The sequence below is a fragment of the Actinomycetospora lutea genome (assembly GCF_028737205.1).
Classification (GTDB): Bacteria; Actinomycetota; Actinomycetes; order Mycobacteriales; family Pseudonocardiaceae; genus Actinomycetospora; species Actinomycetospora lutea.
In genome coordinates this window covers 97,183-120,146 of record NZ_JAQZAL010000015.1, presented here as the reverse complement: position 1 = coordinate 120,146, position 22,964 = coordinate 97,183, and the positions used below count along the sequence as shown (strand labels likewise).

Here is a 22,964-nt window from a genome sequence, read left to right as displayed (position 1 = left end):
ACGAGCACAATCGCGCCATGAGCGACCCGGCCGCGCCCGACCTGCTGGTCGTCGACGACGACGCCGACGTGCGCGCCTCGCTCGAGCGGGGGCTGCGGTTGTCGGGCTTCGCGGTGCGCTCCGCGCAGGACGGCCCGGGCGCGCTGCGCGCGGTGCACGAGCGCGTCCCCGACGCCGTGGTCCTCGACCTCGGGCTGCCGGGCATGGACGGCGTCGCGGTGGTCACCGCGCTGCGGGCGATGGACCACGACGTCCCGGTGTGCGTGCTCTCGGCCCGCGACACCGTCGACGACCGCGTCGTCGGCCTCGAGGCCGGCGCCGACGACTACATGGTCAAGCCGTTCGCGCTCACCGAGCTGGTCGCGCGGCTGCGGGCGCTGCTGCGCCGCGGCGTCCGGCCGGCACCCGCCGCGTCCGGCGAGGTGATCGCGGCCGGTCCGCTCCGGATCGACCTCGCGCGGCGCACCGTGCACGTGGGCGAGCGGTCGGTGGACCTGACCAAGCGGGAGTACGAGCTGCTCGTCGTGCTCGCCCGCAACGCCGACGTCGTCCTGACCCGCGAGCGGCTGCTCGAGCTGGTCTGGGGCTACGACTTCGCCACCGACACCAACGTCGTCGATGTCTTCGTCGGCTACCTGCGGCGCAAGCTGGAGGCCGACGGCACGCCGCGGCTCGTGCACACCGTGCGCGGCGTGGGGTTCGTGCTGCGGGAGGGCGGGTGACGCGCCGCTCCGCGTCCCTGCGCCTGCGGGTCGCGCTCGCCTCGGCCCTCGCCTCCCTGGTCGTGGTGGTGCTCGTCGGCGTGCTGGCCTCGGTGCTGCTGACCCGCGAGCAGACCGAACGGCTCGACCGCAGCCTCGTGCCGGGCTCGCCCGCGGTGCTCGGGACGTTCGCGTCGACGCGCGCCGACCTGGCCGTCACGCTGCGCGGACCGACCGGCACCCGGCGCGTCAGCGGCCCCGAGCTGCCGCTCTCCCCGATCGGCGTCCCGACCTCGGTGGAGGTGGGCGGCGTCGCGTACCGCATCCGCACCGCGCCGGGGCCGACGCCGGGCGTGCTGGTCACGGTCGGGGCGACCGAGGACGACACCCGGGCGCGGGTCGCCGACCGGCAGCGCCTGGTCACCGGGCTCGGCGTGGTGGCCGTCGCCCTGGCCGCCGGGCTCGGCTGGCTCTTCGCGGGCCGTGCCGTCCGCCCGCTGCGCCGGCTCACCGCCCAGGCGGCGACGCTCGACGGCGCCGTGGATCCCGAGGTCGACCCGCCGACCGTGCGCGCCGACGGGTCCCGCGAGTCCGAGGAGCTCGCCGACGCGCTGTCTGCCATGCTCGCCCGTCTGCACGCCGAGCAGGAGCGCAGCACGGCGTCGCTGCACGCCGCGCGGGACTTCGCGGCGGCCGCTCGCCACGAGCTGCGCACGCCGCTGACCGCGATGCGCACCGACCTCGAGGTCCTGCGCGCCCACCCCGACCTGCCCGAGCGCGACGCGGTGCTCGCCGACGTCCTGCGTGCCCAGGCCCGGGTCGAGGCGACGCTCACCGCGCTGGGCCAGCTCGCCGCGGGCGATCTGCCGGAGGTGGGCGACCGGGACGCGGTCGGGGTCGCCGACCTGCTGCGCCTGGCCGCGGAGGACGCGCGCCGGGCGCACCCGGAGCTGGAGGTCGTCGTCGACGACCCGGCGACCGGGACGGCGGGCGCGGTGCGGGCCTCGCTCGAGGGGCTGCGGATGGCGCTGGCGAACGCGGTCGTCAACGCCGTGCGGCACGGCGGGGCGGGGAGCGTGCGGCTCGGCGCCCACGCGCGCGACGACGGCGGGGTGGTGCTCACCGTCGACGACGACGGGTGCGGTCTGCCGGCCGCCGAGCGGGAGTCCGTGCTCGGGAGGTTCGTGCGGGGGAGCACCGCGGGCGCGCCGGGCTCGGGGCTGGGCCTGGCGCTGGTGGCGCAGCAGGCGGCGCGGCACGGCGGGGAGGTGCGCCTCGAGGACGCGCCGACCGGGGGGCTGCGCGTCAGCCTCGCGATCGGTCCGGATCGAGCTGGGTGACCAGGCGCAGGTCCCACGTCTCGGGCCACGGGGTGGGCCGCCGGACCCGCTCGTAGACCCACGCGGTGAACCCCTCGGCGACGAGGCCGCGCGCGAGCTCCACCAGCCCCGCGAGGTCGTCGGAGTCGTGCTGCTCGTGATCGTTGCGGGCGGGGGTGTGGAGCGGCCCGCGGAACCGCCGGGCGTCCAGCCGGTAGCGCCGGGGACCGCCCGGCCCGGGTAAGAGGGTGTCGTGGATGTCGCTCATGTCGCCGAGTATAGCGACGTCGGCGACACCGACGACAACAGTGCCATAGGAGAAACTGACGACACCGGCGTTGTTCCCGTCTTTCGGACGACAGCGGCGACATAGGGTGACCGGCATGTCGCCGTCGGATCTGGTGTCGACGCCCGAGGCCGCGAAGGCGCTCGGGGTCAGCGCGCGCACCCTGCAGCGCTACGTGACGCAGGGTCTCGTCACGCCGGAGATCACGCTGCCGTCGGGGCAGTACCGGTGGAACGTGGCCAAGCTCCGACGCCAGATCGGCATCGCCGAGGAGGAGTAGCGCCGCCGACGCCCCGGCGATGTCGGTCCGCCCCCGTAGCGTCGACCCCGTTCTGCGGACGAGGGGAAGACGTCATGATCGAGCGCGACGCGGTGCCGTCGGGACCGTTCCGGATCGAGCCGTTCGACCTGGGCCGGGTGCTCGCCGCGGGGAGCACCGGCGACGAGGTCGTGCGCCGCAGCGAGCGCTGGCTGGTCGACGTGCTCACCGAGGCCGAGGTGGAACTCGGCGCGGCCGACCGGGAGATCGCCGCCCTGCTCGCCGCCGACGGGTGGTCGGTGGCCCAGGTGGTCGGGGGGTGGGTGCGCCGCGCGGGCCGACGGTCCGGGGGTGTGGTGCGCGAACTCGTCGCGCCCGGCGTCACGCGCGTGGTGGGCTGAGCAGCGCGAGCACGTCGTCGAGGCCCCGCTCGCGCTCGCGCTGCTCGCCGGCCAGCACGAACACGCGCAGCCCGGCGGCCGCGGCGCCCCCGTCGCGGCGGGGGTTGTCGCCGACCATGAGGGTCCGGCGCGGGTCGACGCCCAGGCGCGTGCAGGCGGTGCGGAAGAGCTCGGGCGCCGGCTTCTCGCGGCCCTCCTCGCAGGAGAGCACCCAGGTGCCGACGAGCTCTTCGAGGCCGGCGGCGCGGGCGTGGCCGCGGATGTCCCAGCCGATGTCGCTGACCACGCCGACCGGGACGCCGCGGTCGGCCAGCGTCCGCAGGAAGGGTCCGGTGTCGGGGTAGGGCACCCAGGAGTCCTCGGCGGCGACGCGCGCCTGGGCGGCGTCCTCGATGCCCCGCAGGTACGCCACGCGCGAGAACCACGCCCGCATCGCGCGGCGGTGGGCGTCGGCGTCGAGGTCGCGGCCCTCCTGCGCGGCGATGACCTCGGGCTCGGCGGCCGCCGCGTCGAGGGCCGCGAGCACGGCCGCGGGGTCGTCGAGCGCGCGGCCGGTGTCGTCGGCGATCCGGCGCAGCCACTCGTCGGTCGGGATCATGCGGAAGAGGGTGTTGCTGAAGTCGCAGAGCACCGCCTCGATCGGCGGCACCGGCGCGGCCCGGTCCTCGGCGGACGGACGGTAGGCGGCGGGGAGGTCGAACAGCGCGCGCACCCCGCCATGATCGCGCGGGCGGGGTGCGGGCGCGCGACCCGGTTCGCGGGAGATCACCAGGTCGACAGTCACCCCAGAGCGCCGTCCGGCGGTGCCTGGCGACCTGCTGATCTTCTGGTGCGTGCGGATGCGAGATCACGAGCGCGTCATGGGCCCCGCCGGCGAGCACCACGTCGACGACGTGCTCGTGATCTCCGCGCCGGCGCGCCCCGTTCCGCGCGAAGGGCCCCTTCGGCCGGCTGGTCCGACCGAAGGTGCCCTTCGCTCAGTCCAGGCCGGGCGCCGGGCGAGCGATCAGGCCTGCGTCGACGGTTCCTCGGCGACCGCGGGCTCGTTGAGCTCGCGTTCGCGGCGGGAGGTGCGCACCGCCAGGACGATGGCCCCGATCCAGAGCACCGCCAGCACGAGGAGCGCGACGGTGACGATCGTGCCGGCCACGTCGATCCCGTTCAGGAACGTGCGCGTGTTGGTGATGATGATCAGGCCGCCGGCGGCGGTGCCCAGCACGCGGGCGGGCAGCAACCGGACGATGTAGGCCGCGAAGGGGGCCGCGACGACGCCGCCGATCATCAGGGCCAGCACGACCGTGACATCGATCTCCTCCTGCCCCAGCGCGAACAGGAAGCCGACGCTGGCGGCGAGGGCGACGACGAACTCGGAGGTGTCGACCGACCCGACGACCTTGCGCGGCTCGAGGCGGCCCGAGGCGAGCAGGCTGGACGTGGCCACCGGGCCCCAGCCACCACCGCCGGAGGCGTCGAGGAAGCCCGCGACCAGGCCGAGCGGGCCGAGGAACGTGCCGCTGGGCCTCGGCCCGGACACGACGCGCTTCGCCACCGCGCGGGAGCTGAAGCGCAGCAGCACGTAGACACCGAGCAGCAGCAGGACGAGTGCCATGTAGGGCTCGGCGCTCTCGGTCAGGTTGACGAGGACGTAGGCGCCGAGCACGGCGCCGATCGCCCCGGGGAGGGCGAGGATCCCGACGACCCGCCAGTCGACGTTGCCGAAGCGCCAGTGGGACGCCCCGGAGGCCAGGGTGGTGCCCACCTCGGCGAGGTGGACGGAGGCGGAGGCCACGGCGGGCGCGGTCCCCACCGCCAGGAGGACCGACGTCGAGGTGACGCCGTAGGCCATGCCCAGCGAGCCGTCGACGAGTTGGGCGAGCAGGCCCGCGAGGGCGAAGAGCAGGAACGTGCGCACGTGTTTCCTCGGGTGGGGCAGGGCGAGCCCGCGCGCCCGCACACCGGGGCACGACGACGCCCGGTCGGGGCAAGGGCCCGCGACCGGACTTCAGGGGACGGTCAGCGGCGGGGCGAGCAACACCCGGCCGAGGAGACGCGGAGCAGATCCACGTGCGCGCGGCGCACGAGGAGGACTCCCGCGTCGGACATGGGAGCCATCGTCACACGCCGGCGGACCATCCGACAGCGATCGTGCTCACCGCCGTGACGGCGGCCACACCGGCGTGGACGACGGGCGCTCAGCCCGGCACGCCGGGCTGGACCGGCGGCGCGGGCTGCGCGGGCTGTGTCGGCTGCGCGGGCTGGCCCGGCTGGGCCGCACCGGGCACGGTCTGCACCGTCGCCCCCGGCGCGACCTGCACCGTCGCGCCGGGCTGGACCTGCACGACGATCGGGCCGGACGCGCCACCCCGCTCACCGCGGTCCTGACCGCGCCCGGGCCCACCCGGCGCCCCGGGCCCACCGTGCGGGCCCCGCCCCTCGGCGCTCGTCCCGGGGCCGCCGCCGCGGGGCCCGTCGCCGCGCGGGCCGCCCACCGTGACCGCCAGGACGGCGCCCGCGAGCAGGACGCCGATCAGGAGGCCGACGACGCCGGACACGAGGACTGCGGTGCGCCGGGTCCAGCCCGACGGGCGCGTCGTGCGCTGCCAGCGGGTCGGGGGGCCGGCCGGGTCCTGGCTCTCGGTAGCCGTCCCGGGATCGGTCGGCCGGGTCGGTGGGTCCTGCTCGCTCATCGTGGTCTCCACTCCTGCTCGGGGACCACCGACGATCGGCGCCGGTCCTGAACCGGACCTGAAACACCCCGGGTCTTCAGCGACGGTTCAGGACCGGAGGGCCAGGATCCCGGCGTGGGCGGGACCTGGGGCACAGCGGCGCGCGTGGTCGTCGTCGAGGACGAGGCGGCGATCCGCGAGTCGGTCGTCGACGCGCTGGAGGACGCCGGCTTCCGCGCGGTCGGGCGCGACGACGGCACCGGCCTCGAGGAACTGCTCGACGGCTTCCGCCCCGACCTCGTCGTCCTCGACGTGATGCTGCCCGGCCGCGACGGCTTCGCGCTGCTCGACGTGGTGCGCGCCCGCACCGACGCCGGCATCGTCCTGCTCACGGCCCGCGACGCGCTCGCCGACCGCCTGCACGGCCTCGACGGCGGCGCCGACGACTACGTCGTCAAGCCGTTCCTGCTCGCCGAGCTGGTGTCGCGGGTGCGGGCGGTGCTGCGCCGTCGTGGCCGGGTGCCGACCGCGATGACCGTCGGCGACCTCGTCGTCGACGACGAGGCGGGCACCGCCACCCGCGCCGGCGCCGTCCTCGACCTCACCGCGACCGAGCTGCGCCTGCTGCGCTACCTCGTCGAGCAGCGTGGGCGCACGGTCACCAAGAACCAGATCCTCACCCAGGTGTGGGGCTACGACGCCTACGACCCCAACCTCGTCGAGGTCCACGTGTCCGCGCTGCGCCGCAAGCTCGAGGCGCACGGGCCGCGGATCGTCCACACCGTGCGCGGCCTCGGCTACGCGCTGCGGCCGGGGGAGGGGGCGTGACGGCGGGCCTGCGCCGGCGATGGACCGCGGCGCGCTCGTTGCGCTTCCGGGTCACGGCGCTGGTGCTGCTCGTGGTGGCGCTGGCGCTCGTGGTCATCGGTGTCGCGGTCGACCTCTCCCTCGACGCCCAGCTGCGCCGCGACCAGCAGGGCAGGCTCGACGACCGGGCGGCCCGCGCCGGCCTGCTCGTCGCGTCGGGGACCACCGGGGCGGCGCTCGTGGACGCCGTCGACGGCCAGGGCATCCGGGCCGTCCTCGTCGACGCGTCGGGGCGGCGGATCGCGGGCCCGGCCGACGACCTCGGTCCGCCCGGCCGCCCGGGCCGCCCGCCGCTGGACGGCCCCGGGTCCGGGCGCCCCGGGCGCACCGATCGTGACCTCGCGCGCACCGTCGGCGTCCCCGACGGCACCCGGCTGGTGCTCTCGGTGGAACGCGCCGAGAGCGACGTGGTGCTCGCGCGGCTGCGCGTGGTCATGGTCGGGGTCGGGGCGATCGGGCTGGGGGTGGTCGCCGTCGCGCTGCTCGCCGTGGTCCGGGTGGCGCTGCGGCCGCTCGACGACATGACGACGCTCGCCAACGACATCGCGGCGGGCGACCGGGGCCGGCGCCTGCACCCCGAGCGCACCGACACCGAGCTGGGACGCACGGCCGCCGCCTTCGACGGGATGCTCGACGCGCTGGAGACCGCGCAGGTCCGCGCCGAGGACGCGGCGGCCGAGGCGCGGAGCTCCGAGGTCCGCACCCGGCGCTTCCTCTCCGACGCCGCCCACGAGCTGCGGACCCCGGTGACCGGCGTGCAGACCCTCGCCGAGTCGCTCGTGCGCCACCCCGACGCCGACCTCGCCCGGCGCGAGCGCATCGCCACCACCCTCGTGCGCGAGACCCGCCGGGCCGGCGCGCTCGTGGCCGACATGCTCGAGCTCGCGCGCATCGAGGACGGCGCCCCGCTCGAACGCCGCGAGGTCGATCTCGCCGAGCTCGCCGCCGCCGAGGCCGAGCGGACCGCGCTGCTCGCGCCGACCCTGACGGTGCAGGTCACGGGCCCGCCGACCCGCGTGTCCGCCGACCCGTCGCGGATCGCGCAGATCCTCGCGAACCTGCTCGAGAACGCCCGCCGCCACGGGCCGGCCGACGGCACGGTGCGCCTGGAGATCGGCCCGGACGGCGGGTGGGGCGTGCTCGACGTCGTCGACGAGGGACCCGGCATCCCGCCGCAGGACCGGGAGCGGGTGTTCGACCGGCTCGTCCGCCTCGACGACGCGCGCACCCGCGACGTCGGCGGGGCCGGGCTCGGCCTGCCGATCGCCCGTGCCCTGGCCCGGGCGCACGGGGGAGATCTCCGGGTCGTCGGGGACGATCAGGGGGCGCGCCTGCGCCTCACGCTCCCGCGGACGGACTGAGGACCAGGGCCGTCGCGTTGTCGGTCGCCCCGGCCGCCGCGGCGAGGCCGACGATCCGCTCGGCCTGCTCCGCGGCGCTCCCGCTCCCGGCGAGCACCGCGGCCAGCGTCCACCCGGCGACGCTGCGGTGCACGCCGTCGCTGACCAGCAGCAGCGTGCCCGGGTCGTCGACCACGACGACGCCGACCTCCTGCGGGCGGGCGGTGCGGACGCTGACCGTCAGCACGTGCTCGAGGCGCGGGTGCACGTGCAGGCCGCGGGAGCGCAGCGCCGCGGCGACCGTGTGGTCGGCGGTCAGGGTGCGCAGCGCGCGGCCGTCCCAGGCCAGGGCCCGGCAGTCGCCGACCCAGGCGAGGCGCCACCGCGGGTCGTCGGCACCCGGCGCCAGGGCGACGACGGCGGCCGCGTCACCGGGGACGAGGTCGCGGGTGCTGGTCAGCAGGTCGTGGGCGGCGAGCACGGCGAGGTCCGGGCGGCCCTCGAGGGCGGCGACCCGCACGGCGTGGTCGGCGACGAGCCGGGCGGCGAACCCCGCGGCCTCGGAGTCGCCCACCCCGTCCACGACGGCGACCGCGAGGCGTCCCGCCGCGCTGCGGTAGGAGGCGGCCGCGTCCGCCTGGTGGTGGCGCGGGCCCCGGCGCGAGGCCCACCCGTGCGACGCGTCGGCGAACGTGGAGGAGGGACCGACGGCGGCGGCGTTCACGGGTCCTCCTCGCTGGGCGCGGACGGTGGCGCGTCCTGGTCCTAGGCTCGCCGCCGACCCTGTACGCCGGCTGTGAGAGGCGTGAGGAGCGCGCGTGGACCGGCGAACTCTGAGATAACTCTGATGGAGCAATGAGACCGCTTGCTCGTCGCTCTCCGTGTCCTATGCTCATCCCAGCCGCCACGGAGCCGTCGGAGCTCCGGAGGCCCCGATCCTCGCCCCGATTCTCGCCTCGATCCCAGGAGTTCCCCATGTCGCAGCAAGCTCCGCCGCCCCCCGCCGGTTTCCCGTACCCCCCGATGCCGCAGGGTCCGGCCGGCATGCCCTACGGCGGGCCACTCCCGGCTCCGGGATATGGTGGTTACCCTCCGCCACCACCTGTGCGCAAGAGCAAGGCGCCCAAGATCATCGGGATCGTGGTGGGCAGCCTCGTCGCGATCGTGGTGGCGCTCTTCGCCCTCGTCATGGTGTTCGGCAACCCCGTGGTGACCGCCGACCAGGTCGAGCAGCAGATCGCCCAGCAGTACGGGGTCGCCCCGACCGCGGTCAGCTGCCCGTCGTCGCTCGAGGGCGAGGTCGGCGCGCAGATCACGTGCACCGGCACCGACGCGGGCCAGACCACGTCGCTGCTGGTGCAGGTCACGAGCGTCGAGGGCGACACGGTGAACTTCAGCATCACCCCGCAGTGAGGCCCATCATGACCGCATGACGCCGCCGTCCCCGTCGCGCCCGTGAGCGCGGCGGGGACGGCGGCGCTCGTCGTGGGGCCGGTCCTGCTCGGCGCGATCACCCAGCGCACGACCGGGTTGGGGCTCGCGCTCGTCGGCGGGCCGTTCCTCGTGGCGATCCTGGGCCCGCGCGACGGGGTGTCGTTCGGCAACGCGCTGCAGGTCGTGCTGTGCGTCATCGTCCTCGTGCGCACCCACCGCGGGGTCGACACGCGGGCCGCCGGGCTGCTGCTGGCCGGGGCCGTGGTCGCCGTACCGCTCGGCGCGCTCGTCGTCGACGCCCTGCCCGAGGGCCCGCTGCTGGTCGTGGTCGGCCTGCTCGCGCTCGCCGCCGTGGCGCTCTCGCTGGTGCCCCGCCTGGGCGCCTGGCTGGACGGGACGCCCGGCGCCCTGACCGCCGGCGCCGTCGCCGGGTTCGTCAACGTCACCGCGGGCGTGGGCGGGCCGGCGCTCTCGGCCTTCGCGCTGGCCCGGCGATGGAGCATCGAGGTCTTCGTCCCGACCGCCCAGGTGGTCCTGCTCGTCATCAACCTCGTCGCGCTGGCGAGCAAGGGCGCCCCGTCGCTCGGGGGTGTCGTCTGGCTCACCGGCCTCGCCGGGATCGCGGTGGGCGTGGTGCTCGGCGACGTGGTGCACCGCCGTCTGTCGGCGGAGGCGGCCCGCCGGGCGGTCATCGTGCTCGCCCTGGTCGGGGCCCTGGCCACGGTCGTCCGGGGGCTGTCGGTGCTCTGAACGACCCAGCGCGGTGCGTGCTCGGGCGGTCGCTCGCGGTGGACAGGCTGCGGGAGGACGGGCACAGTGATGGCAGCCACCGCACGCTTCACTCCCTCGAGGCTCGCGGACGACGCCTTGCCAGGGAGGTGGCTCCCGCCATGATGGCGCCTCGAACCGGCGGCCACGACGCCGCCACACGATGGCCCGCACCGGTCGGCGACGACCCGGCCGGGCCCGGTCTGACCGTCGCCCCGACCCAGCCGCGCCGCGGGCTCGTGCTCGTGCGCGTCCTCGGCGAGGTCGACATGCTCACCGCCGGCCGTCTGCGCGACGTCCTCGACGGCGCGCTCCGCGCCGTGGCCGAGGAGCGTGACGCCGCCCCGGACACCACCGCCCACGCCGAGGCGCCGTCGGTGGTCTGCGACCTCGAGGGCGTCACGTTCCTCGGGGCCTCTGGTCTCGACACGTTCGCCGCGGCCCACGAGGCCGCCGTCGAGCGTGGCGTGCGCCTGGTGCTGGTCGCCGCCCACCGCACGGTGGTGCGCCCGCTGCGCCTCACGACCCTCGATCGCTGCCTGACGGTCCTGGCGACCCACCCGGCCCTCGGTGGCCGGGTGCCGGCCGGCCAGGGCACGCGGTGACCGCCGCGACCCGGCCGGGGTCGGAGTCGCCGTCGGGGCAGCCCCCCGAGCTCGGGCCCGCGATCCGTGCGGCGCTCGAGCACCTCGCCGACCTCACCCAGCCACCGCCCGCGGTGATCGACGGCCGGCTCGACCAGATGCTGCGCGCCGCCGTCGTCGCGCACGGCGCCCGCGCGGGCCGGGGCGGCGCGACCGAGGGGCACCGCCTCGCGATGGCGGAGGTGGCCGTCGCGGTGCGGACCGCGTGCGCCCACCTCGCCGCGCGGGAGCTCGAGGACGCCTACCTGGCGCTGCGTGCGGCGGCCGACCGCCTGCCCCGCATCGTGCGCTGACCGGGCGCCACCACGCCCGTCGCCACGCCCGTCACCACTCGAAGCCCTCGCCCGCGCCCTGCCGGACCAGCTCGGGCTCCTCGCCGGAGAGGTCGATGACCGTCGTCGGCTCGGTGCCGCACTCGCCGGAGTCGAGGATCGCGTCGAGCTGGTGGCCCAGGCGCTCGTGGATCTCCCAGCCCGACGTCATCGGCTCCTCGGTGTCGGGCAGGAGCAGGGTCGAGGACAGCAGCGGCTCGTCGAGCTCCTCGAGCAGCGCGTCGACCACGGGGTGCCGCGGGATCCGCACGCCGACCGTGCGCTTGCGCGGGTGCAGCAGCCGGCGCGGGACCTCCTTGGTCGCCGGGAGGATGAACGTGTAGCAGCCCGGCGTCGCCGCCTTGACCGCCCGGAACACCGGCGTGGAGATGCGGACGAACTGCCCGAGCTGCGCGAAGTCGCGGCACACCAGCGTGAAGTGGTGCCGGGCGTCGAGCCGGCGGATCGTGCGGATGCGCTCGAGGCCCTCGCGGTTGCCCAGCATCGCGCCCAGCGCGAAGCACGAGTCGGTGGGATAGGCGATCAGCCCGCCCTCGCGCAGCAGGTCCACCGTCGCGCGGATCGCGCGGCGCTGGGGGTTGCGCGGGTGCACCTCGACCCAGCGCGCCGTCGTCGTCGCCGCCATCGACGCAGCGTAGGAGCACGACGACGGGGCGCGGAACACCCCGGTGGAACGCCGTCCCGACCGTAGCCCGGGTCGGGTGGGTTGAGGTCGCCCGGAGCGGGGCACTCCTCGCTGCGTCGTGACCGAAACGAGACCTAAAGCGAGCGGGACCGCAACCTCTTTCCTCCGTTCGGAGGACAGTGGTCCAGCCGGAGGAGGAACTCGCATGGGTGCCCACCGCATCGACACTGCGATGACCATCGACGACCGCACCGCCCGGCGTCCCGGCGTCGCCCGCCTCGTCGGCCGCGGGATCGTCGCCACCTCGGCGACGCTCGCGCTCGCCGGTTCGGGCGCCGGTCTCGCCCTCGCGACGCCCGGGCACGGCGACGACGGCAGCAGCCGGTCCCCCGGCAACTCGCACGGCAACGGCAACGGCAACGGCAACGGCAACGGGCACGGCAACGGCAACGGCAACGGCAACGGCAACCGTGCCTCCGCCTCCTGCGACACCGCTCAGGACGACCTGGTCGGCGGCCTGCTGGGGGATCTCGGCCTCGGTCGCGACGGCGCCGGCCAGGACACCTGCGACGACACGGGCTCCGGTAGCGCCGCCGACAGCTCGTCCGGCGACTCCGCGGAGACGTCCGGCTCCGACAGCGGCACCGACGGCACCGACACCCAGCAGGCCTCGTCGAGCACCACCCAGCGGACCCCGCAGGCCAACCCGGCCGACGAGCCGCCCGAGCTCGGTGAGACGAGCATCCTGCCCATCCCGACGTCGTAGGAGAGAGACTCCCGGGCGTGGACTCCGGGGAGCTGGTCACGACCTGGCGTCTGGTCGACGCGCACGACGGCGGTGACGCCGCCCGGCGGCGCATCGAGCAGATCGACGACCGTGTGCACGCCTGGGTCGGGCTGCTCCCGCCGGACGCGGGCGGCCCCGGACCCCTCGCCGGCGTCCCGGTCGGCGTCAAGGACATCATCGACGTCGCCGGGGTACCGACCGTCTGCGGTTCGCCGACCCGCGCCGACGCCCCGCCGGCCGCGGCCGACGCGACGATCGTGGCGATGCTGCGCGACGCCGGGGCGGTGATGGTCGGCAAGACCGTCACCACGGAGTTCGCCTGCTTCGACCCGGGCCCGACCCGGAACCCGCACGACCTCGCACGCACCCCCGGCGGCTCGTCCAGCGGGTCGGCGGCGGCGGTCGCCGCCGGCACGGTGCCGCTCGCGCTCGGGTCGCAGACCGCGGGCTCGGTGGTCCGCCCGGCGTCGTTCTGCGGGGTCGCCGGGCTCGCCGTGACGCGCGGGACCCTGTCGGTCGAGGGCATCCACCCGCTCGCACCGAGCCTCGACACGCCCGGGCTGTTCGCTGCGGGCGTCGAGGACCTCGTCCTGGTCCACGGCGTGCTCACCGGCCGGGAGCCCGCCGCGGCCCCGACCCGCGCGCCCCGGCTGCTGGCCTGGGACGGCACCGAGGTCGCGGACGTGTCGCCGGCGATGCGGGCGGCGCACGCCCACGCCGTCGACCGCGCCCGCGCGCAGGGGGCCGCGATCGCCCCCGTCGACGTGGCCCTGGACGCCGCGGTCGCCGACCACCACACGGTCATGGCCGCCGAGGCGGCGGGCGTGGTGCCGTCCGTGCCCGGGCTGGGCGCGCGCCTGACGGCGATGCTGGCGGAGGGCCGGGCGGTGTCGGAGGACGTGCTCGCCGGCGCCCGGGAGCGCGCCGCGGCCACGCGCGCCGCGGTCCTCGCGCGGCTGGAGGACGCCGACGCCGTGCTCGTCCCCGGCGCCCTGGGGGTCGCCCCGCTCGCGACCGAGGGCACCGGCGACCCCGTCCTGTCCCGCCCCTGGCACCTGCTCGGGATGCCGGCGCTCGCCGTCCCCGGTCTGCGCGACGACGCCGGCCTGCCGCTGGGCCTCGCCCTGATCGGCCACCCCGACCGCGAGGACGCGCTGCTCGCCGCCGGCCGCTGGCTGGAACCCCTGCTGCGGGGCTGATCACCGCGCCGCCGCGGGCGACCGGGTGCCGGGAAGATCACGCCCACGGGTCGGCGGGGCGCCCGTACCGGCTTGCGCGGCGCGAGAAGGTGGGACCGTGGCGGACCGTGAGACCCGGGCGACGGCCGCGGGCTCGACGCACCCGGACACCGAGAGCGGCCTCGACACCGCGTTCCAGCGGGAGTTCGAGGAAGAGCTGGAGCACCACCACCTCTGGCACCGCGACGGCGCGCGCCACCAGTTCGGCGGCGACTCCCCGCTGCTCCCGCCGCGCCTGGCCCCGCTGGTCCGCTACGTGCCCCGGGCGCACCCGGCGGGCTTCGTCCTCGGCACCGCCTTCGCGCTCATCTCGCTCACCCCGTCGCTGATCCCCCGCGACTACCTCTTCCAGGGGCTCGCCACCGGCGTCTCGGCCGGGCTGGGCTACGGGCTGGGCGTCGTCCTCGCGTGGCTGCTCGGGCGCACCGCGCGGTGGACCCGCCTCACCGTCCGGCTGCAGCGGGCGACGCCGCAGTGGTTCACGCCGGGTACCTGGGTCGTCCTCGTGGTCACCGCGGCGGTGGCGCTGCTCTGGATGCTGCTGGCCGGGGCGGCGTGGCAGCGGCAGGTCGCCGGGCTCATGGGCATCGCCCAGCCGACCACCGACGGCTGGCTGCGCGCCGGGCCGGTGGCGGTCGTGATCGCGGGCCTGATCGTCGGGTTCGGGCGGGGCGTGCGCTGGCTCGCCGGCCGGGCCGCCGACGTGCTCCGGCGCCGCGCCCACCTCCCCGCTCAGGTCGCGACGGTCGTCGGGACGGTGCTCGTGGTGGTCCTCGTCGCCACGATGATCGACGCGCTGGTGCTGCGCACCGGGCTGCGCGTCGCGGACGCCGCGTTCAGCGCGACCAACGCGCAGCCCTACGCCGGGGTGGTCGCGCCGATCTCACCGCTGCGCTCGGGCTCGCCGGCCTCCGCGGTGCGGTGGAACACCCTGGGCCGCGAGGGACAGGACTTCGTCACGGGCGGGCGCACCCTCGGCGAGCTCGGCGAGGCCTCCGGGCGGCGGCCCGTGCCGCCGATCCGCGCCTACGTCGGGCTGATGTCGGCGCCCGGCCCCGAGGAGCGCGCCGCGCTCGCCGTCGCCGAGCTCGAGCGCACCGGGGCCTTCGGCCGGGGGGTGATCGCCGTGGTGACGACCACGGGCACCGGGTGGATCGACGACTCGGTCGCCGACTCCCTGGAGATGATCTGGGGCGGGAACTCCGCGATCGTCGCCACCCAGTACTCGTACCTGCCGAGCTGGCTGTCGTTCGTGGTCGACCGCTCGCGTGCCGAGGCCGAGGGGCGGGCGCTCTTCGACGCCGTGCACGCGCGGGTCGACCGGCTCCCGCCCGACCGGCGCCCGCGGCTGATCGTGTTCGGCGAGAGCCTCGGGGCGCTGGGCTCGGAGGCCGCGTTCTCGAGCCTCGACGACGCCCGCGCGCAGGCCGACGGGGTGCTCTGGGTGGGGCCGCCGAACTCGAACCGGCTGCACGCGGCGCTCACCGCGCGCCGCGATCCCGGGTCACCGGCCGTCCTGCCCGTGGTCGCCGGTGGGCGGGATGTCCGGTTCGGGTCGACCGCGGAGGACCTGACACGCCCGCCGGGACTGTGGTCTCCACCACACGTGGTGTACCTGCAGCACGCGTCCGACCCGATCGTCTGGTGGACCCCGAGCCTGCTGTGGCACCGCCCCGACTGGCTCGACGAACCCCGAGGTCGGGACGTGTCCGAGGCCGTCGACTGGTACCCCGTGGTGACGTTCTGGCAGGTCACCATCGACCTCACCAATTCGCTCTCGGTGCCCGACGGGCACGGCCACCAGTACCGCGAGGTGATGGTGGGCGGCTGGCTCTCCGTGGGTACGCCACCGGGGTGGACCGATGCGGACACGCAGAGAGTGGCAGGCATGCTGGAGGAGTGACCGCTCCCCAGCACACGGCCACGCCCGCACGCCCGCCCGCCGACGGCACCGGGGGCGAGGAGACCGAGCCCGTCGAGAAGGTCAGCCACTGGCGGCGGCTCGCCCCGCCCGCGGTGATCGCGGTCCTGCTGCTGACGTGGAGCAACCTCGCGCTCCCGGCCCTGCCCGCGGACCCCGTGCTCAAGGCCGTCTTCAACGTCGGCGGCGTCGCGGCGATGGTCACGGTGGCGCGCCTGCTCGGCCTGACCTGGCACGACCTCGGCATCGGCCGCGGCACCTGGGGCGCCGGGCTGCGCTGGGGCGGCGCGGCGATCGGCGTCGCGGTGCTCGGCTACGGCGCCGTGCTCGTCGCCGCCCCCGACCTGCTCGAGAACCCCCAGCTCGCCGGCGCCTCGCCCGGCGCCCTGCTGCTGCGCGGCCTCGTCCTCATCCCGCTGGGCACCGTGCTCGCCGAGGAGCTCGCGTTCCGGGGCGTGCTGCAGGGGCACTCGGTGCGCTCGCTGTCGGCCCGCGTGGCGCTCAGCGTCACCGCCGTCGCCTTCGGCCTCTGGCACCTCACCGTGGCGATGGGACCGTCGGCGGTGCCGCTGCCGCCGACGCTGCAGTGGACCTCGGCGCTGGCCGTCGTCGCGGTGACGGTCGTCGGCGGCTTCGCCCTGGGCTGGCTGCGCCACCGCACGGGCTCGGTGCTCGCCCCGATCGGGCTGCACCTGGGCACCAACGCGGTCGGCCTCGTGGCGGCGGGGGTCGCGCTCGCGCACTAGGTCGTGCGAGGTGTCGCGCCGGGCCGGTCCGACACCCGTGCGGGACAATCGCCCGATGACCGTCGTCGACAACGCGGTGTACGTGGGCGGGGAGCGCGACAGCGAGCCCGACTCCCTGGACCGCACGCTGGCGCTGCTGCGCGACCGGGAGCGCGCCCCGGGCGACACGGACGACGACGGCTTCGCCTGGATCGGCCTGCTGCGCCCCGACTCCGAGGAGCTCGACCGCCTCGCCCGTGAGCTGTCGCTGCCCGCGCTCGCCGTCGAGGACGCGGTCAACGCCCACCAGCGCCCCAAGCTCGAACGCTACGACGACGTCGAGTTCGTCGTCCTGCGCCCCGCCTGGTACGTCGACGAGGACGAGGACGTCCAGGTCGGCGAGATCCACCTCTTCCTCGGCCGCGACTTCGTCGTCACCGTCCGGCACGCCGAGACCCCCGACCTGTCGTCGGTGCGCGCGCGGCTCGAGGCCGATCCCGGGCTGCTCGCGCAGGGTCCCCGCGCGGTGCTCTACGCCGTGCTCGACCGCGTCGTCGACGACTACCGGCCCGTGGTCCGCGGGCTGCGCCACGACATCGACCAGATCGAGACCCAGGTCTTCGGCGGCGACCCGAGCGTCTCGCGGCGCATCTACCAGCTCTCGCGCGAGGTCATCGAGCTCCAGCGCGCCGTCGACCCGCTGCGGGAGGTCCTCGACGGCCTGCTGCGGGAGTCGGCCGACGACCCGGCGCGGATCGAGCTGCACCGCGGGCTGCGCGACGTCGCCGACCACACCGCGCAGACCAGCGAGTCGGCCGACAACTTCCGCCAGCTGCTGGGCAACATCCTGCAGGTGAACGCGGCGCTGGTCGGCCAGCGGCAGAACGAGGAGATGCGCCGGCTCTCCGAGACCAGCCTGGCCCAGGGCGAGGAGGTCAAGAAGATCTCCTCCTGGGCCGCGATCCTGTTCACCCCGTCGCTCATCGGGGCGATCTACGGGATGAACTTCGAGAACATGCCCGAGCTCGCCTGGCGCCTGGGCTACCCCTTCGCCCTGGGCCTCATGGTGCTGGTCTCGCTCACGCTCTACCTCGTCTTCCGCAGGCGCGGCTGGCTGTGACCCGCGCGCCGGCCGCCGACCACGTCGCGGCGATGCTGGGGACCTTCTCGACCGTGCTGACGCTGCGTCCGGCTGCCGTTCGCGACGGCGGCGTGGCGCGCGTTCCGGCTCTGACGCCGACCGCGTCCGTCCCGGATCGGATCGGACATCCGGTCGAGATGCTCACTCGCCCTCGACGCCGGCGCCCAGGCGAGGTTAGCCTGCCCTCACCGAAGGCGGCACGGAGCGGAGCGGAGCTGCCGCGCCGGAGGCGCACGACTGGAGGAGGCGGCGATGACGCTGCGACTGCCCACGGCCGAGGTGACTGTGCTGCTCGGCGAGCCGATCGTGCGTCGGCGACTGATGGCGATGTTCGACGACTCGTCGCCGGGGATCCGTCGGGTGACGGTGGAGCCGACGACCGGCGTGACGCAGCGGCGCCGCCGCCTCGAGGAGGCCGGCGACGCCGCGATCGTGCTGGTGGACCGGGTCACCGAGGGGCTCGACGGCACCGGGCGGCGCGCCGTGCTCGGCGCACTCGCGGGGCTCGCCGCCCGCGGCGCGGCGGTCCTGGTCGACGACGACGACAGCGTGGCCGCCCTCGCCGTCGCCGACGAGACGCTGCGCGCCGACCCCGTACGCGGGCTCGTGGTGGAGGCCGTGGGGTCCGCGGGGTCGGTCGCGCCGCTCGAGGAGCTCTACCGGGCCTCGTAGGTCAGGCAGTCGGCGACGTCCTTGCCGGCGCCGATCTGGACCGACGAGGCGGTGCACTCGAGCTTGTCGTTGAACTTGCACTCCGAGCGGTGGCAGGCGCCGACGACGCCGTTGGCGTCCACGCCGCCCCGGAAGGAGATCTCCACGAAGGTGCCGCAGGCGGCGTTGTCGCCGGCGATCGTGATGGCGGCCGCGTGGCAGGCGGAGTCCTCGTTGTAGGCACAGGAGGACGCCGAACAGCCCTGGACCGTGGGCAGGCTCTGGGTCGAGGTCATGGCCCAGATCGTGGCGGGTCGGCAGGGCCCTCCGCCACGCAGTGAAGGCTGCCCTGACCAGGGCAGACGCCTCCTGCGGCCGGTGACGACCAGCGGGAACGGTGGCGACACCCGCGGCAAACCGGACATGGTGTGACGACCGTCACACCGGACGACACCCGTCCGGGCCTGTCCGAGGAAGGTTCACCTGCCCTCACCCGGGCTCGTGATCGCGGGGACTTCCCAGAACGGATCAAACGGTCCACGGTGACCCACACCACCGCCACCACGCCGTCGACGGGAGCGCCCGGTGACCGAGACCGTCCCGCAGCCCACCACGCAGCCGACGACCCACGTCGGACGGAGCCTGCCCCGGCGGGAGGACGAGGCCCTCCTCACCGGCCGGGGCACCTGGACCGACGACATCACCCCGCTCGGCACCGTCCACCTCGCGCTCGTGCGCTCGCCCGTGGCGCACGCCCGGATCACGGCGATCGACACCGCCGCCGCGCGCGAGCACGACGGGGTCGTCACCGTCCTCACCGGGGCCGACCTCGCCGGCGAGTTCGTCGCCGGCATCCCGTGCGGCTGGCCGGTCACCGAGGACATCCTCGTCCCGGACCACCAGCCGCTGGCCCTCGCCGAGGTCAACCACGTGGGCGACGCGGTCGCGGTCGTCGTCGCCACCGGGGCGGCGGCGGCGCGGGACGCCGCGGAGCTCGTGGTCGTCGACTACGACGAGCTCCCCGCCGTGGTCGACATCGAGGCGGCCCTGGCGCCGGGCGCGCCGCTGGTGCACGAGGAGTTCGGCACCAACCACTGCTACACGTGGCCGCTCGCGGTCGGCGACGTCGACGCGGCCCTTGCGGAGGCCGACGTCGTGGTCGAGGGCCGCTACGTCCAGCAGCGGGTGATGGCCTCGCCGATGGAGCCGCGGGCCGTCGTCGTCACGCCCGACGCCGTGGGCGGCGGGTTCACGATCCACACGTCGACCCAGGTGCCGCACTTCGTGCGCGACATCCTCGCCGCGATCTGTGGCATCTCCGACACCAAGCTGCGCGTCGTCGCCCCGGACGTCGGCGGCGGCTTCGGGGCCAAGCTCAACGTGTACGCCGAGGAGGCGCTCGCGCTGGTGCTGGCCCGGCGCCTGCGGCGCCCGGTCAAGTGGACCGAGACCCGCTCGGAGCACCACCTCGCGACCACCCACGGGCGCGGGCAGGTCCAGTACATGACCGTCGGCGCGACCCGCGACGGCACGATCCTCGGCATGCGCATCCGCCTGGTGGCGGACATGGGCGCCTACCTGCAGCTGCTCACGCCGGGCATCGCGGTGTTCGGGGCGTTCACCTACTGCGGGCTCTACGACTTCGGCGCCTACGACTTCTCCTGCCAGGGCGTGTTCACCAACCTCACGCCCACCGACGCCTACCGCGGCGCGGGGCGCTCGGAGGCGGCCTACGCCCACGAGCGGATCCTCGACGACCTCGCCCGCGCGCTGCAGATGGACCCCGCCGAGCTGCGGCTGCGCAACCTGCACCCGCCCTTCGACGCGCCGCGCACCGTCCCGTCCGGCGTGCAGTACGACTCCGGCGACTACGAGAAGGCGATGCGCCGGGCGCTCGAGCTCGTCGACTACGAGGGCCTGCGCGCCGAGCAGGCCCGCCGGCGCGCGGCCGGCGACCCCGTCGAGCTGGGCGTCGGCATCGGCAACTTCACCGAGTCCGGCGGGCTCTCCCCGTCCAAGGTCGCGGCCGGGGTCCGGCTGCAGAGCGGGGGCTGGGAGGCCGCCACGGTGCGGATGACCACCGCCGGGCGCGCCGAGGTCGTCACGGGCACGAGCCCGCACGGGCAGGGCCACGAGACGGCGTGGGCGCAGATCGTCGCCGACTCGCTCGGCATCGACCCGGCCGACGTGGAGGTCTTCCACTCCGACACGATGATCGCCCCGTTCGGCCGCGACACCTACGGCTCGCGCAGCCTCGCGGTCGGCGGGTCGGCGGTGTACGGGGCCGCGGAGAAGGTCGCGGACAAGGCCCGCAAGATCGCCGCGCACCTGCTCGAGGCCTCCGAGGACGACCTGCGGTTCACCGGCGGGGTGTTCTCGGTGGCGGGCACCTCGGGGCCGTCGGTCACCATCCAGGAGGTCGCCGGCGCGGCGTCGCTGGCGGCGGACCTGCCCGAGGGCATGGAGCCCAACCTCACCGCCGACCACCACTTCGACCCGCCGAACTTCACCTGGCCGTTCGGCACGCACATCGCGGTGGTCGAGGTCGACACCGAGACCGGGCGCACCTCCGTGCGGCGCTTCGTCGCCGTCGACGACTGCGGGCGCATCGTCAACCCGCAGATCGTCGACGGGCAGCTCCACGGCGGCATCGCCCAGGGCATCTCCCAGGCGCTCTACGAGGAGGCCACGTTCGACGAGGCGGGCCAGCCGACGGCGGCCACGCTCGCCGACTACGCGGTGCCCGCCGCGAGCGACCTGCCCGGCTTCGAGCTCGACCAGACCGTCACGCTCTCGCCGACCAACCCGCTCGGGGCGAAGGGCATCGGCGAGTCCGGCGCGATCGGGTCGTCGCCGGCCGTGGTGAACGCGGCCATCGACGCGCTCGCCGCCCGCGGGGTCACCCACCTCGACATGCCGCTGACCCCGCAGCGGGTCTGGCGTGCCGTCGCCGACGCGGCCAAGGTGATCGCATGACCGCCGAGGCGAACACCGACACCGAGACGCGGTACGACTTCGGCGGCGACGAGTTCGTCTACGTCGAGCTCTCCCCGGCGATGAGCCTGCCGGTGCACTTCACGTCGCTGGGGATCACGCGGCGGCTGGCCGAGGAGGCGATCCCGGGCGTCGAGGAGATCGCCCCGTCGAACGCGTCCTACATGGTCCGCGTCGACCCCGACCGCCTCGACCCGCGCGACCTGGTGCGCGAGCTGCAGCGGATCGAGGACGAGGTCGGCGGGCACTCGGACGACCTCACCGTCGCCACCCGCATCATCGACGTGCCGATCATGCTGAACGACCCGTGGACCCACGAGGTCCTCATGAAGTTCCGCGACCGCCACCAGGACCCGACGGGCACCGACCTCGACTACGGCGCCCGGATCAACGGCTACTCGTCCACCGAGGACTTCATCGACGCGCTCGCCGCGTCCCCCTACCTCGTGACGATGATGGGGTTCGTCCCCGGCCTGCCCTGGTGCTTCCAGCTGGTGCCCCGCGAGCGGCAGGTCGAGGTGCCCAAGTACGTCCGCCCGCGCACCGAGACCCCGGAGCGGGCCTTCGGGTTCGGCGGCGCGTTCGCCGTGATCTACCCGGTCAAGGGCGCCGGCGGCTACCAGCTCTTCGGCTCCGCGCCAGCGCCGATCTTCGACGGCGAGCAGCGCCTGCCGGACTTCGCCGAGAACGACTCGGTGGTGTTCTTCAAGCACGGCGACGTGATCAACTATCGGCGCGTCGACCAGACCGAGTACGACGACGTGCGCGCGCAGGTCGACGCCGGCACGTGGCGCTACTCGTACAAGGAGCTCGAGTTCTCGCCGAGCCGGTTCCTCGCCGACCCGGACGGCACCAACGCCGCGATGAAGGAGGTGCTGTACGGGTGAGCATCCTCGTGCGTGATCCCGGGCTCGAGACGACGGTCCAGGACACCGGGCGGCTCGGCTACTACAGCATCGGCTTCCCGCCCTCGGGCGCGCTCGACTCGTTCGCCTACCACGTCGGGAACGCGCTGGTCGGCAACGAGCCGGGCGCCGCGGCGCTGGAGGCGGTCTACCTCGGGCCGACGCTGGAGTTCACGCAAGCCACCGTCATCGCGGTGACGGGCGCCGACATCCCGGCGTTCGTCGACGGCGCGGAGATCCCGCTCTGGGAGTCGGTCGCGGTGTCGGCGGGCTCGGTGCTCTCGTTCGGCCAGCTGCGCGCGGGCGCGCGCCCGTACGTCGCCGTCGCCGGCGGCATCGACGTGCCGCTGTACTACGGCAGCCGCTCCACCTACACGCTCGTGGGCATCGGCGGGTTCCAGGGCCGCGCGCTGCGGGCGGGCGACGAGCTCGCCATCGGCTCGGACGCCCGCGACCCCCGGGCCGGCCGGCGGGTCGACCCCGACGACGTGCCGGTGCACCCGTCGACCGCCGAGGTGCACCTGCTGGTCGGCCTGCACAGCTACCGGCTCACCGAGGACAGCCTCGCCCGGTTCACCGACACCGAGTGGAAGGTGACCCCGGACGCCAACCGCGTCGGCTACCGGTTCCGCGGCGCCGAGCTGGAGTTCGTGCCCCGCGAGCAGCCCTTCGGCGCGGGCAGCGACCCGGCCAACGTCACCGACTGCGGCTACCCCGTCGGGTCGGTGCAGGTGCCCGGGGGCGTCGAGCCGATCGTGCTGCTGCAGGACGCCGTCACCGGAGGGGGCTACGCGACGCTCGGCACCGTCGTGTCCGTCGACCGCGACCGGCTCGCCCAGACCAAGACCGGCGACAAGACCCGGTTCGTGCCCGTCGACCTCGACGGCGCGCTCTCGGTGCGGCGGGACCGCCACGCCGCGCTCGACCGCATCCGATCCGCGCTCGCCTAGGAGGTCATGT

Annotated in this window: 26 protein-coding genes; 19 read left to right on the top strand and 7 right to left on the bottom strand. The window is 75.5% G+C overall.

The window, feature by feature from the left end; translation table 11 throughout:
- The first annotated feature begins 17 nt into the window (after positions 1–17).
- Together PHK61_RS17715 and PHK61_RS17710 are read left to right on the top strand one after the other, a co-directional pair.
- Positions 18–722 (top strand): response regulator transcription factor, encoded by a 705-nt coding sequence (locus PHK61_RS17715; RefSeq protein ID WP_274282330.1) that lies wholly within the window; start codon positions 18–20, stop codon positions 720–722.
- Positions 719–2,041: a sensor histidine kinase gene (locus PHK61_RS17710; RefSeq protein WP_274282329.1), complete on the top strand. Its 1,323-nt coding sequence runs from the start codon at positions 719–721 to the stop codon at positions 2,039–2,041. Before PHK61_RS17715 ends, PHK61_RS17710 begins: the two co-directional genes overlap by 4 nt.
- On the opposite strand, the gene PHK61_RS17705 is transcribed toward PHK61_RS17710, so the two are convergent.
- The gene (locus PHK61_RS17705; RefSeq protein ID WP_274282328.1) at positions 2,007–2,288 is read right to left on the bottom strand and encodes a hypothetical protein; all 282 of its coding nucleotides are present in this window, start codon (positions 2,286–2,288) and stop codon (positions 2,007–2,009) included. The two genes, PHK61_RS17710 and PHK61_RS17705, sit on opposite strands and share 35 nt — an antisense overlap.
- A 115-nt stretch (positions 2,289–2,403) precedes the next feature.
- On the opposite strand from PHK61_RS17705, the gene PHK61_RS17700 reads away from it, so the two are divergent.
- Together PHK61_RS17700 and PHK61_RS17695 are read left to right on the top strand one after the other, a co-directional pair.
- Positions 2,404–2,586, top strand: a complete 183-nt coding sequence (locus tag PHK61_RS17700; protein ID WP_274282327.1) for a MerR family DNA-binding transcriptional regulator — start codon at positions 2,404–2,406, stop codon at positions 2,584–2,586.
- Positions 2,587–2,660: 74 nt separating this feature from the next.
- Positions 2,661–2,966 (top strand): hypothetical protein, encoded by a 306-nt coding sequence (locus PHK61_RS17695; RefSeq protein WP_274282326.1) that lies wholly within the window; start codon positions 2,661–2,663, stop codon positions 2,964–2,966.
- On the opposite strand, the gene PHK61_RS17690 is transcribed toward PHK61_RS17695, so the two are convergent.
- From PHK61_RS17690 to PHK61_RS17680, 3 genes are all read right to left on the bottom strand, one after another.
- Positions 2,947–3,678, bottom strand: a complete 732-nt coding sequence (locus tag PHK61_RS17690) for an HAD family hydrolase (protein ID WP_274282325.1) — start codon at positions 3,676–3,678, stop codon at positions 2,947–2,949. The two genes, PHK61_RS17695 and PHK61_RS17690, sit on opposite strands and share 20 nt — an antisense overlap.
- A gap of 294 nt (positions 3,679–3,972) precedes the next feature.
- Positions 3,973–4,878, bottom strand: a complete 906-nt coding sequence (locus PHK61_RS17685) for a sulfite exporter TauE/SafE family protein (protein ID WP_274282324.1) — start codon at positions 4,876–4,878, stop codon at positions 3,973–3,975.
- A 280-nt stretch (positions 4,879–5,158) separates the two neighbouring features.
- Complete coding sequence (locus PHK61_RS17680; protein ID WP_274282323.1) at positions 5,159–5,653, bottom strand: hypothetical protein; 495 nt, start codon at positions 5,651–5,653, stop codon at positions 5,159–5,161.
- Positions 5,654–5,767: 114 nt separating this feature from the next.
- On the opposite strand from PHK61_RS17680, the gene PHK61_RS17675 reads away from it, so the two are divergent.
- Positions 5,768–6,460, top strand: a complete 693-nt coding sequence (locus PHK61_RS17675) for a response regulator transcription factor (RefSeq protein WP_274282322.1) — start codon at positions 5,768–5,770, stop codon at positions 6,458–6,460.
- Positions 6,457–7,860 (top strand): ATP-binding protein, encoded by a 1,404-nt coding sequence (locus PHK61_RS17670; RefSeq protein ID WP_274282321.1) that lies wholly within the window; start codon positions 6,457–6,459, stop codon positions 7,858–7,860. The genes PHK61_RS17675 and PHK61_RS17670 overlap by 4 nt, the downstream gene beginning before the upstream one ends.
- Here the strand turns inward: PHK61_RS17670 and PHK61_RS17665 are convergent.
- A complete protein-coding gene (locus tag PHK61_RS17665; protein ID WP_274282320.1) occupies positions 7,838–8,563 on the bottom strand; it encodes a PP2C family protein-serine/threonine phosphatase in 726 nt (241 codons plus the stop codon). The two genes, PHK61_RS17670 and PHK61_RS17665, sit on opposite strands and share 23 nt — an antisense overlap.
- A gap of 380 nt (positions 8,564–8,943) precedes the next feature.
- Between PHK61_RS17665 and PHK61_RS17660 the strand changes: the two genes are divergently transcribed.
- The 4 genes from PHK61_RS17660 to PHK61_RS17645 all read left to right on the top strand — a co-directional run bounded on the left by PHK61_RS17660 (position 8,944) and on the right by PHK61_RS17645 (position 10,978).
- Positions 8,944–9,252, top strand: a complete 309-nt coding sequence (locus PHK61_RS17660) for a DUF4333 domain-containing protein (RefSeq protein WP_274282319.1) — start codon at positions 8,944–8,946, stop codon at positions 9,250–9,252.
- A gap of 42 nt (positions 9,253–9,294) precedes the next feature.
- Entirely contained in the window at positions 9,295–10,023 is a 729-nt protein-coding gene (locus PHK61_RS17655; protein ID WP_274282318.1) for a sulfite exporter TauE/SafE family protein, read from the top strand.
- A 140-nt stretch (positions 10,024–10,163) separates the two neighbouring features.
- The gene (locus tag PHK61_RS17650) at positions 10,164–10,646 is read left to right on the top strand and encodes an STAS domain-containing protein (RefSeq protein WP_274282317.1); all 483 of its coding nucleotides are present in this window, start codon (positions 10,164–10,166) and stop codon (positions 10,644–10,646) included.
- Positions 10,643–10,978, top strand: a complete 336-nt coding sequence (locus PHK61_RS17645; RefSeq protein WP_274282316.1) for a hypothetical protein — start codon at positions 10,643–10,645, stop codon at positions 10,976–10,978. The genes PHK61_RS17650 and PHK61_RS17645 overlap by 4 nt, the downstream gene beginning before the upstream one ends.
- A gap of 31 nt (positions 10,979–11,009) precedes the next feature.
- Here PHK61_RS17645 and PHK61_RS17640 read toward each other — a convergent pair whose 3' ends face one another.
- Positions 11,010–11,642 (bottom strand): L-threonylcarbamoyladenylate synthase, encoded by a 633-nt coding sequence (locus PHK61_RS17640; RefSeq protein WP_274282315.1) that lies wholly within the window; start codon positions 11,640–11,642, stop codon positions 11,010–11,012.
- A gap of 205 nt (positions 11,643–11,847) precedes the next feature.
- On the opposite strand from PHK61_RS17640, the gene PHK61_RS17635 reads away from it, so the two are divergent.
- The 6 genes from PHK61_RS17635 (at position 11,848) to PHK61_RS17610 (ending at position 18,126) form a co-directional block, all read left to right on the top strand.
- Positions 11,848–12,408 (top strand): hypothetical protein, encoded by a 561-nt coding sequence (locus tag PHK61_RS17635; protein WP_274282314.1) that lies wholly within the window; start codon positions 11,848–11,850, stop codon positions 12,406–12,408.
- A gap of 17 nt (positions 12,409–12,425) precedes the next feature.
- Complete coding sequence (locus tag PHK61_RS17630) at positions 12,426–13,628, top strand: amidase (protein WP_274282313.1); 1,203 nt, start codon at positions 12,426–12,428, stop codon at positions 13,626–13,628.
- A 97-nt stretch (positions 13,629–13,725) separates the two neighbouring features.
- Positions 13,726–15,570 (top strand): alpha/beta hydrolase, encoded by a 1,845-nt coding sequence (locus tag PHK61_RS17625; protein ID WP_274282312.1) that lies wholly within the window; start codon positions 13,726–13,728, stop codon positions 15,568–15,570.
- Entirely contained in the window at positions 15,567–16,334 is a 768-nt protein-coding gene (locus tag PHK61_RS17620) for a CPBP family intramembrane glutamic endopeptidase (RefSeq protein WP_274282311.1), read from the top strand. The genes PHK61_RS17625 and PHK61_RS17620 overlap by 4 nt, the downstream gene beginning before the upstream one ends.
- A 55-nt stretch (positions 16,335–16,389) precedes the next feature.
- Complete coding sequence (corA, locus tag PHK61_RS17615; RefSeq protein ID WP_274282310.1) at positions 16,390–17,433, top strand: magnesium/cobalt transporter CorA; 1,044 nt, start codon at positions 16,390–16,392, stop codon at positions 17,431–17,433.
- Positions 17,434–17,706: 273 nt separating this feature from the next.
- A complete protein-coding gene (locus PHK61_RS17610; protein WP_274282309.1) occupies positions 17,707–18,126 on the top strand; it encodes a hypothetical protein in 420 nt (139 codons plus the stop codon).
- On the opposite strand, the gene PHK61_RS17605 is transcribed toward PHK61_RS17610, so the two are convergent.
- A complete protein-coding gene (locus tag PHK61_RS17605) occupies positions 18,111–18,401 on the bottom strand; it encodes a DUF1540 domain-containing protein (protein WP_274282308.1) in 291 nt (96 codons plus the stop codon). The two genes, PHK61_RS17610 and PHK61_RS17605, sit on opposite strands and share 16 nt — an antisense overlap.
- Before the next feature lie 289 nt (positions 18,402–18,690).
- On the opposite strand from PHK61_RS17605, the gene PHK61_RS17600 reads away from it, so the two are divergent.
- Genes PHK61_RS17600 through PHK61_RS17590 form a run of 3 tightly spaced genes read left to right on the top strand, consistent with a single transcriptional unit; the run spans position 18,691 to position 22,954 of the window.
- Entirely contained in the window at positions 18,691–21,081 is a 2,391-nt protein-coding gene (locus tag PHK61_RS17600; RefSeq protein ID WP_274282307.1) for a xanthine dehydrogenase family protein molybdopterin-binding subunit, read from the top strand.
- Positions 21,078–21,986: a 5-oxoprolinase subunit B family protein gene (locus tag PHK61_RS17595; RefSeq protein WP_274282306.1), complete on the top strand. Its 909-nt coding sequence runs from the start codon at positions 21,078–21,080 to the stop codon at positions 21,984–21,986. The genes PHK61_RS17600 and PHK61_RS17595 overlap by 4 nt, the downstream gene beginning before the upstream one ends.
- The gene (locus PHK61_RS17590; protein ID WP_274282305.1) at positions 21,983–22,954 is read left to right on the top strand and encodes a 5-oxoprolinase subunit C family protein; all 972 of its coding nucleotides are present in this window, start codon (positions 21,983–21,985) and stop codon (positions 22,952–22,954) included. Before PHK61_RS17595 ends, PHK61_RS17590 begins: the two co-directional genes overlap by 4 nt.
- Positions 22,955–22,964 lie beyond the last annotated feature (10 nt).

What these genes read in the sequence shown, in the direction of transcription:
- PHK61_RS17680 (WP_274282323.1), bottom strand. Translation starts at nt 5,653, where the DNA reads ATGAGCGAGCAGGACCCACCGACCCGGCCGACCGATCCCGGGACGGCT.
- PHK61_RS17705 (WP_274282328.1), bottom strand. Translation starts at nt 2,288, where the DNA reads ATGAGCGACATCCACGACACCCTCTTACCCGGGCCGGGCGGTCCCCGG.
- PHK61_RS17605 (WP_274282308.1), bottom strand. Translation starts at nt 18,401, where the DNA reads ATGACCTCGACCCAGAGCCTGCCCACGGTCCAGGGCTGTTCGGCGTCC.
- PHK61_RS17610 (WP_274282309.1), top strand. Translation starts at nt 17,707, where the DNA reads ATGACGCTGCGACTGCCCACGGCCGAGGTGACTGTGCTGCTCGGCGAG.
- corA (WP_274282310.1), top strand. Translation starts at nt 16,390, where the DNA reads ATGACCGTCGTCGACAACGCGGTGTACGTGGGCGGGGAGCGCGACAGC.
- PHK61_RS17640 (WP_274282315.1), bottom strand. Translation starts at nt 11,642, where the DNA reads ATGGCGGCGACGACGACGGCGCGCTGGGTCGAGGTGCACCCGCGCAAC.
- PHK61_RS17650 (WP_274282317.1), top strand. Translation starts at nt 10,164, where the DNA reads ATGATGGCGCCTCGAACCGGCGGCCACGACGCCGCCACACGATGGCCC.
- PHK61_RS17635 (WP_274282314.1), top strand. Translation starts at nt 11,848, where the DNA reads ATGGGTGCCCACCGCATCGACACTGCGATGACCATCGACGACCGCACC.
- PHK61_RS17695 (WP_274282326.1), top strand. Translation starts at nt 2,661, where the DNA reads ATGATCGAGCGCGACGCGGTGCCGTCGGGACCGTTCCGGATCGAGCCG.
- PHK61_RS17595 (WP_274282306.1), top strand. Translation starts at nt 21,078, where the DNA reads ATGACCGCCGAGGCGAACACCGACACCGAGACGCGGTACGACTTCGGC.
- PHK61_RS17715 (WP_274282330.1), top strand. Translation starts at nt 18, where the DNA reads ATGAGCGACCCGGCCGCGCCCGACCTGCTGGTCGTCGACGACGACGCC.
- PHK61_RS17700 (WP_274282327.1), top strand. Translation starts at nt 2,404, where the DNA reads ATGTCGCCGTCGGATCTGGTGTCGACGCCCGAGGCCGCGAAGGCGCTC.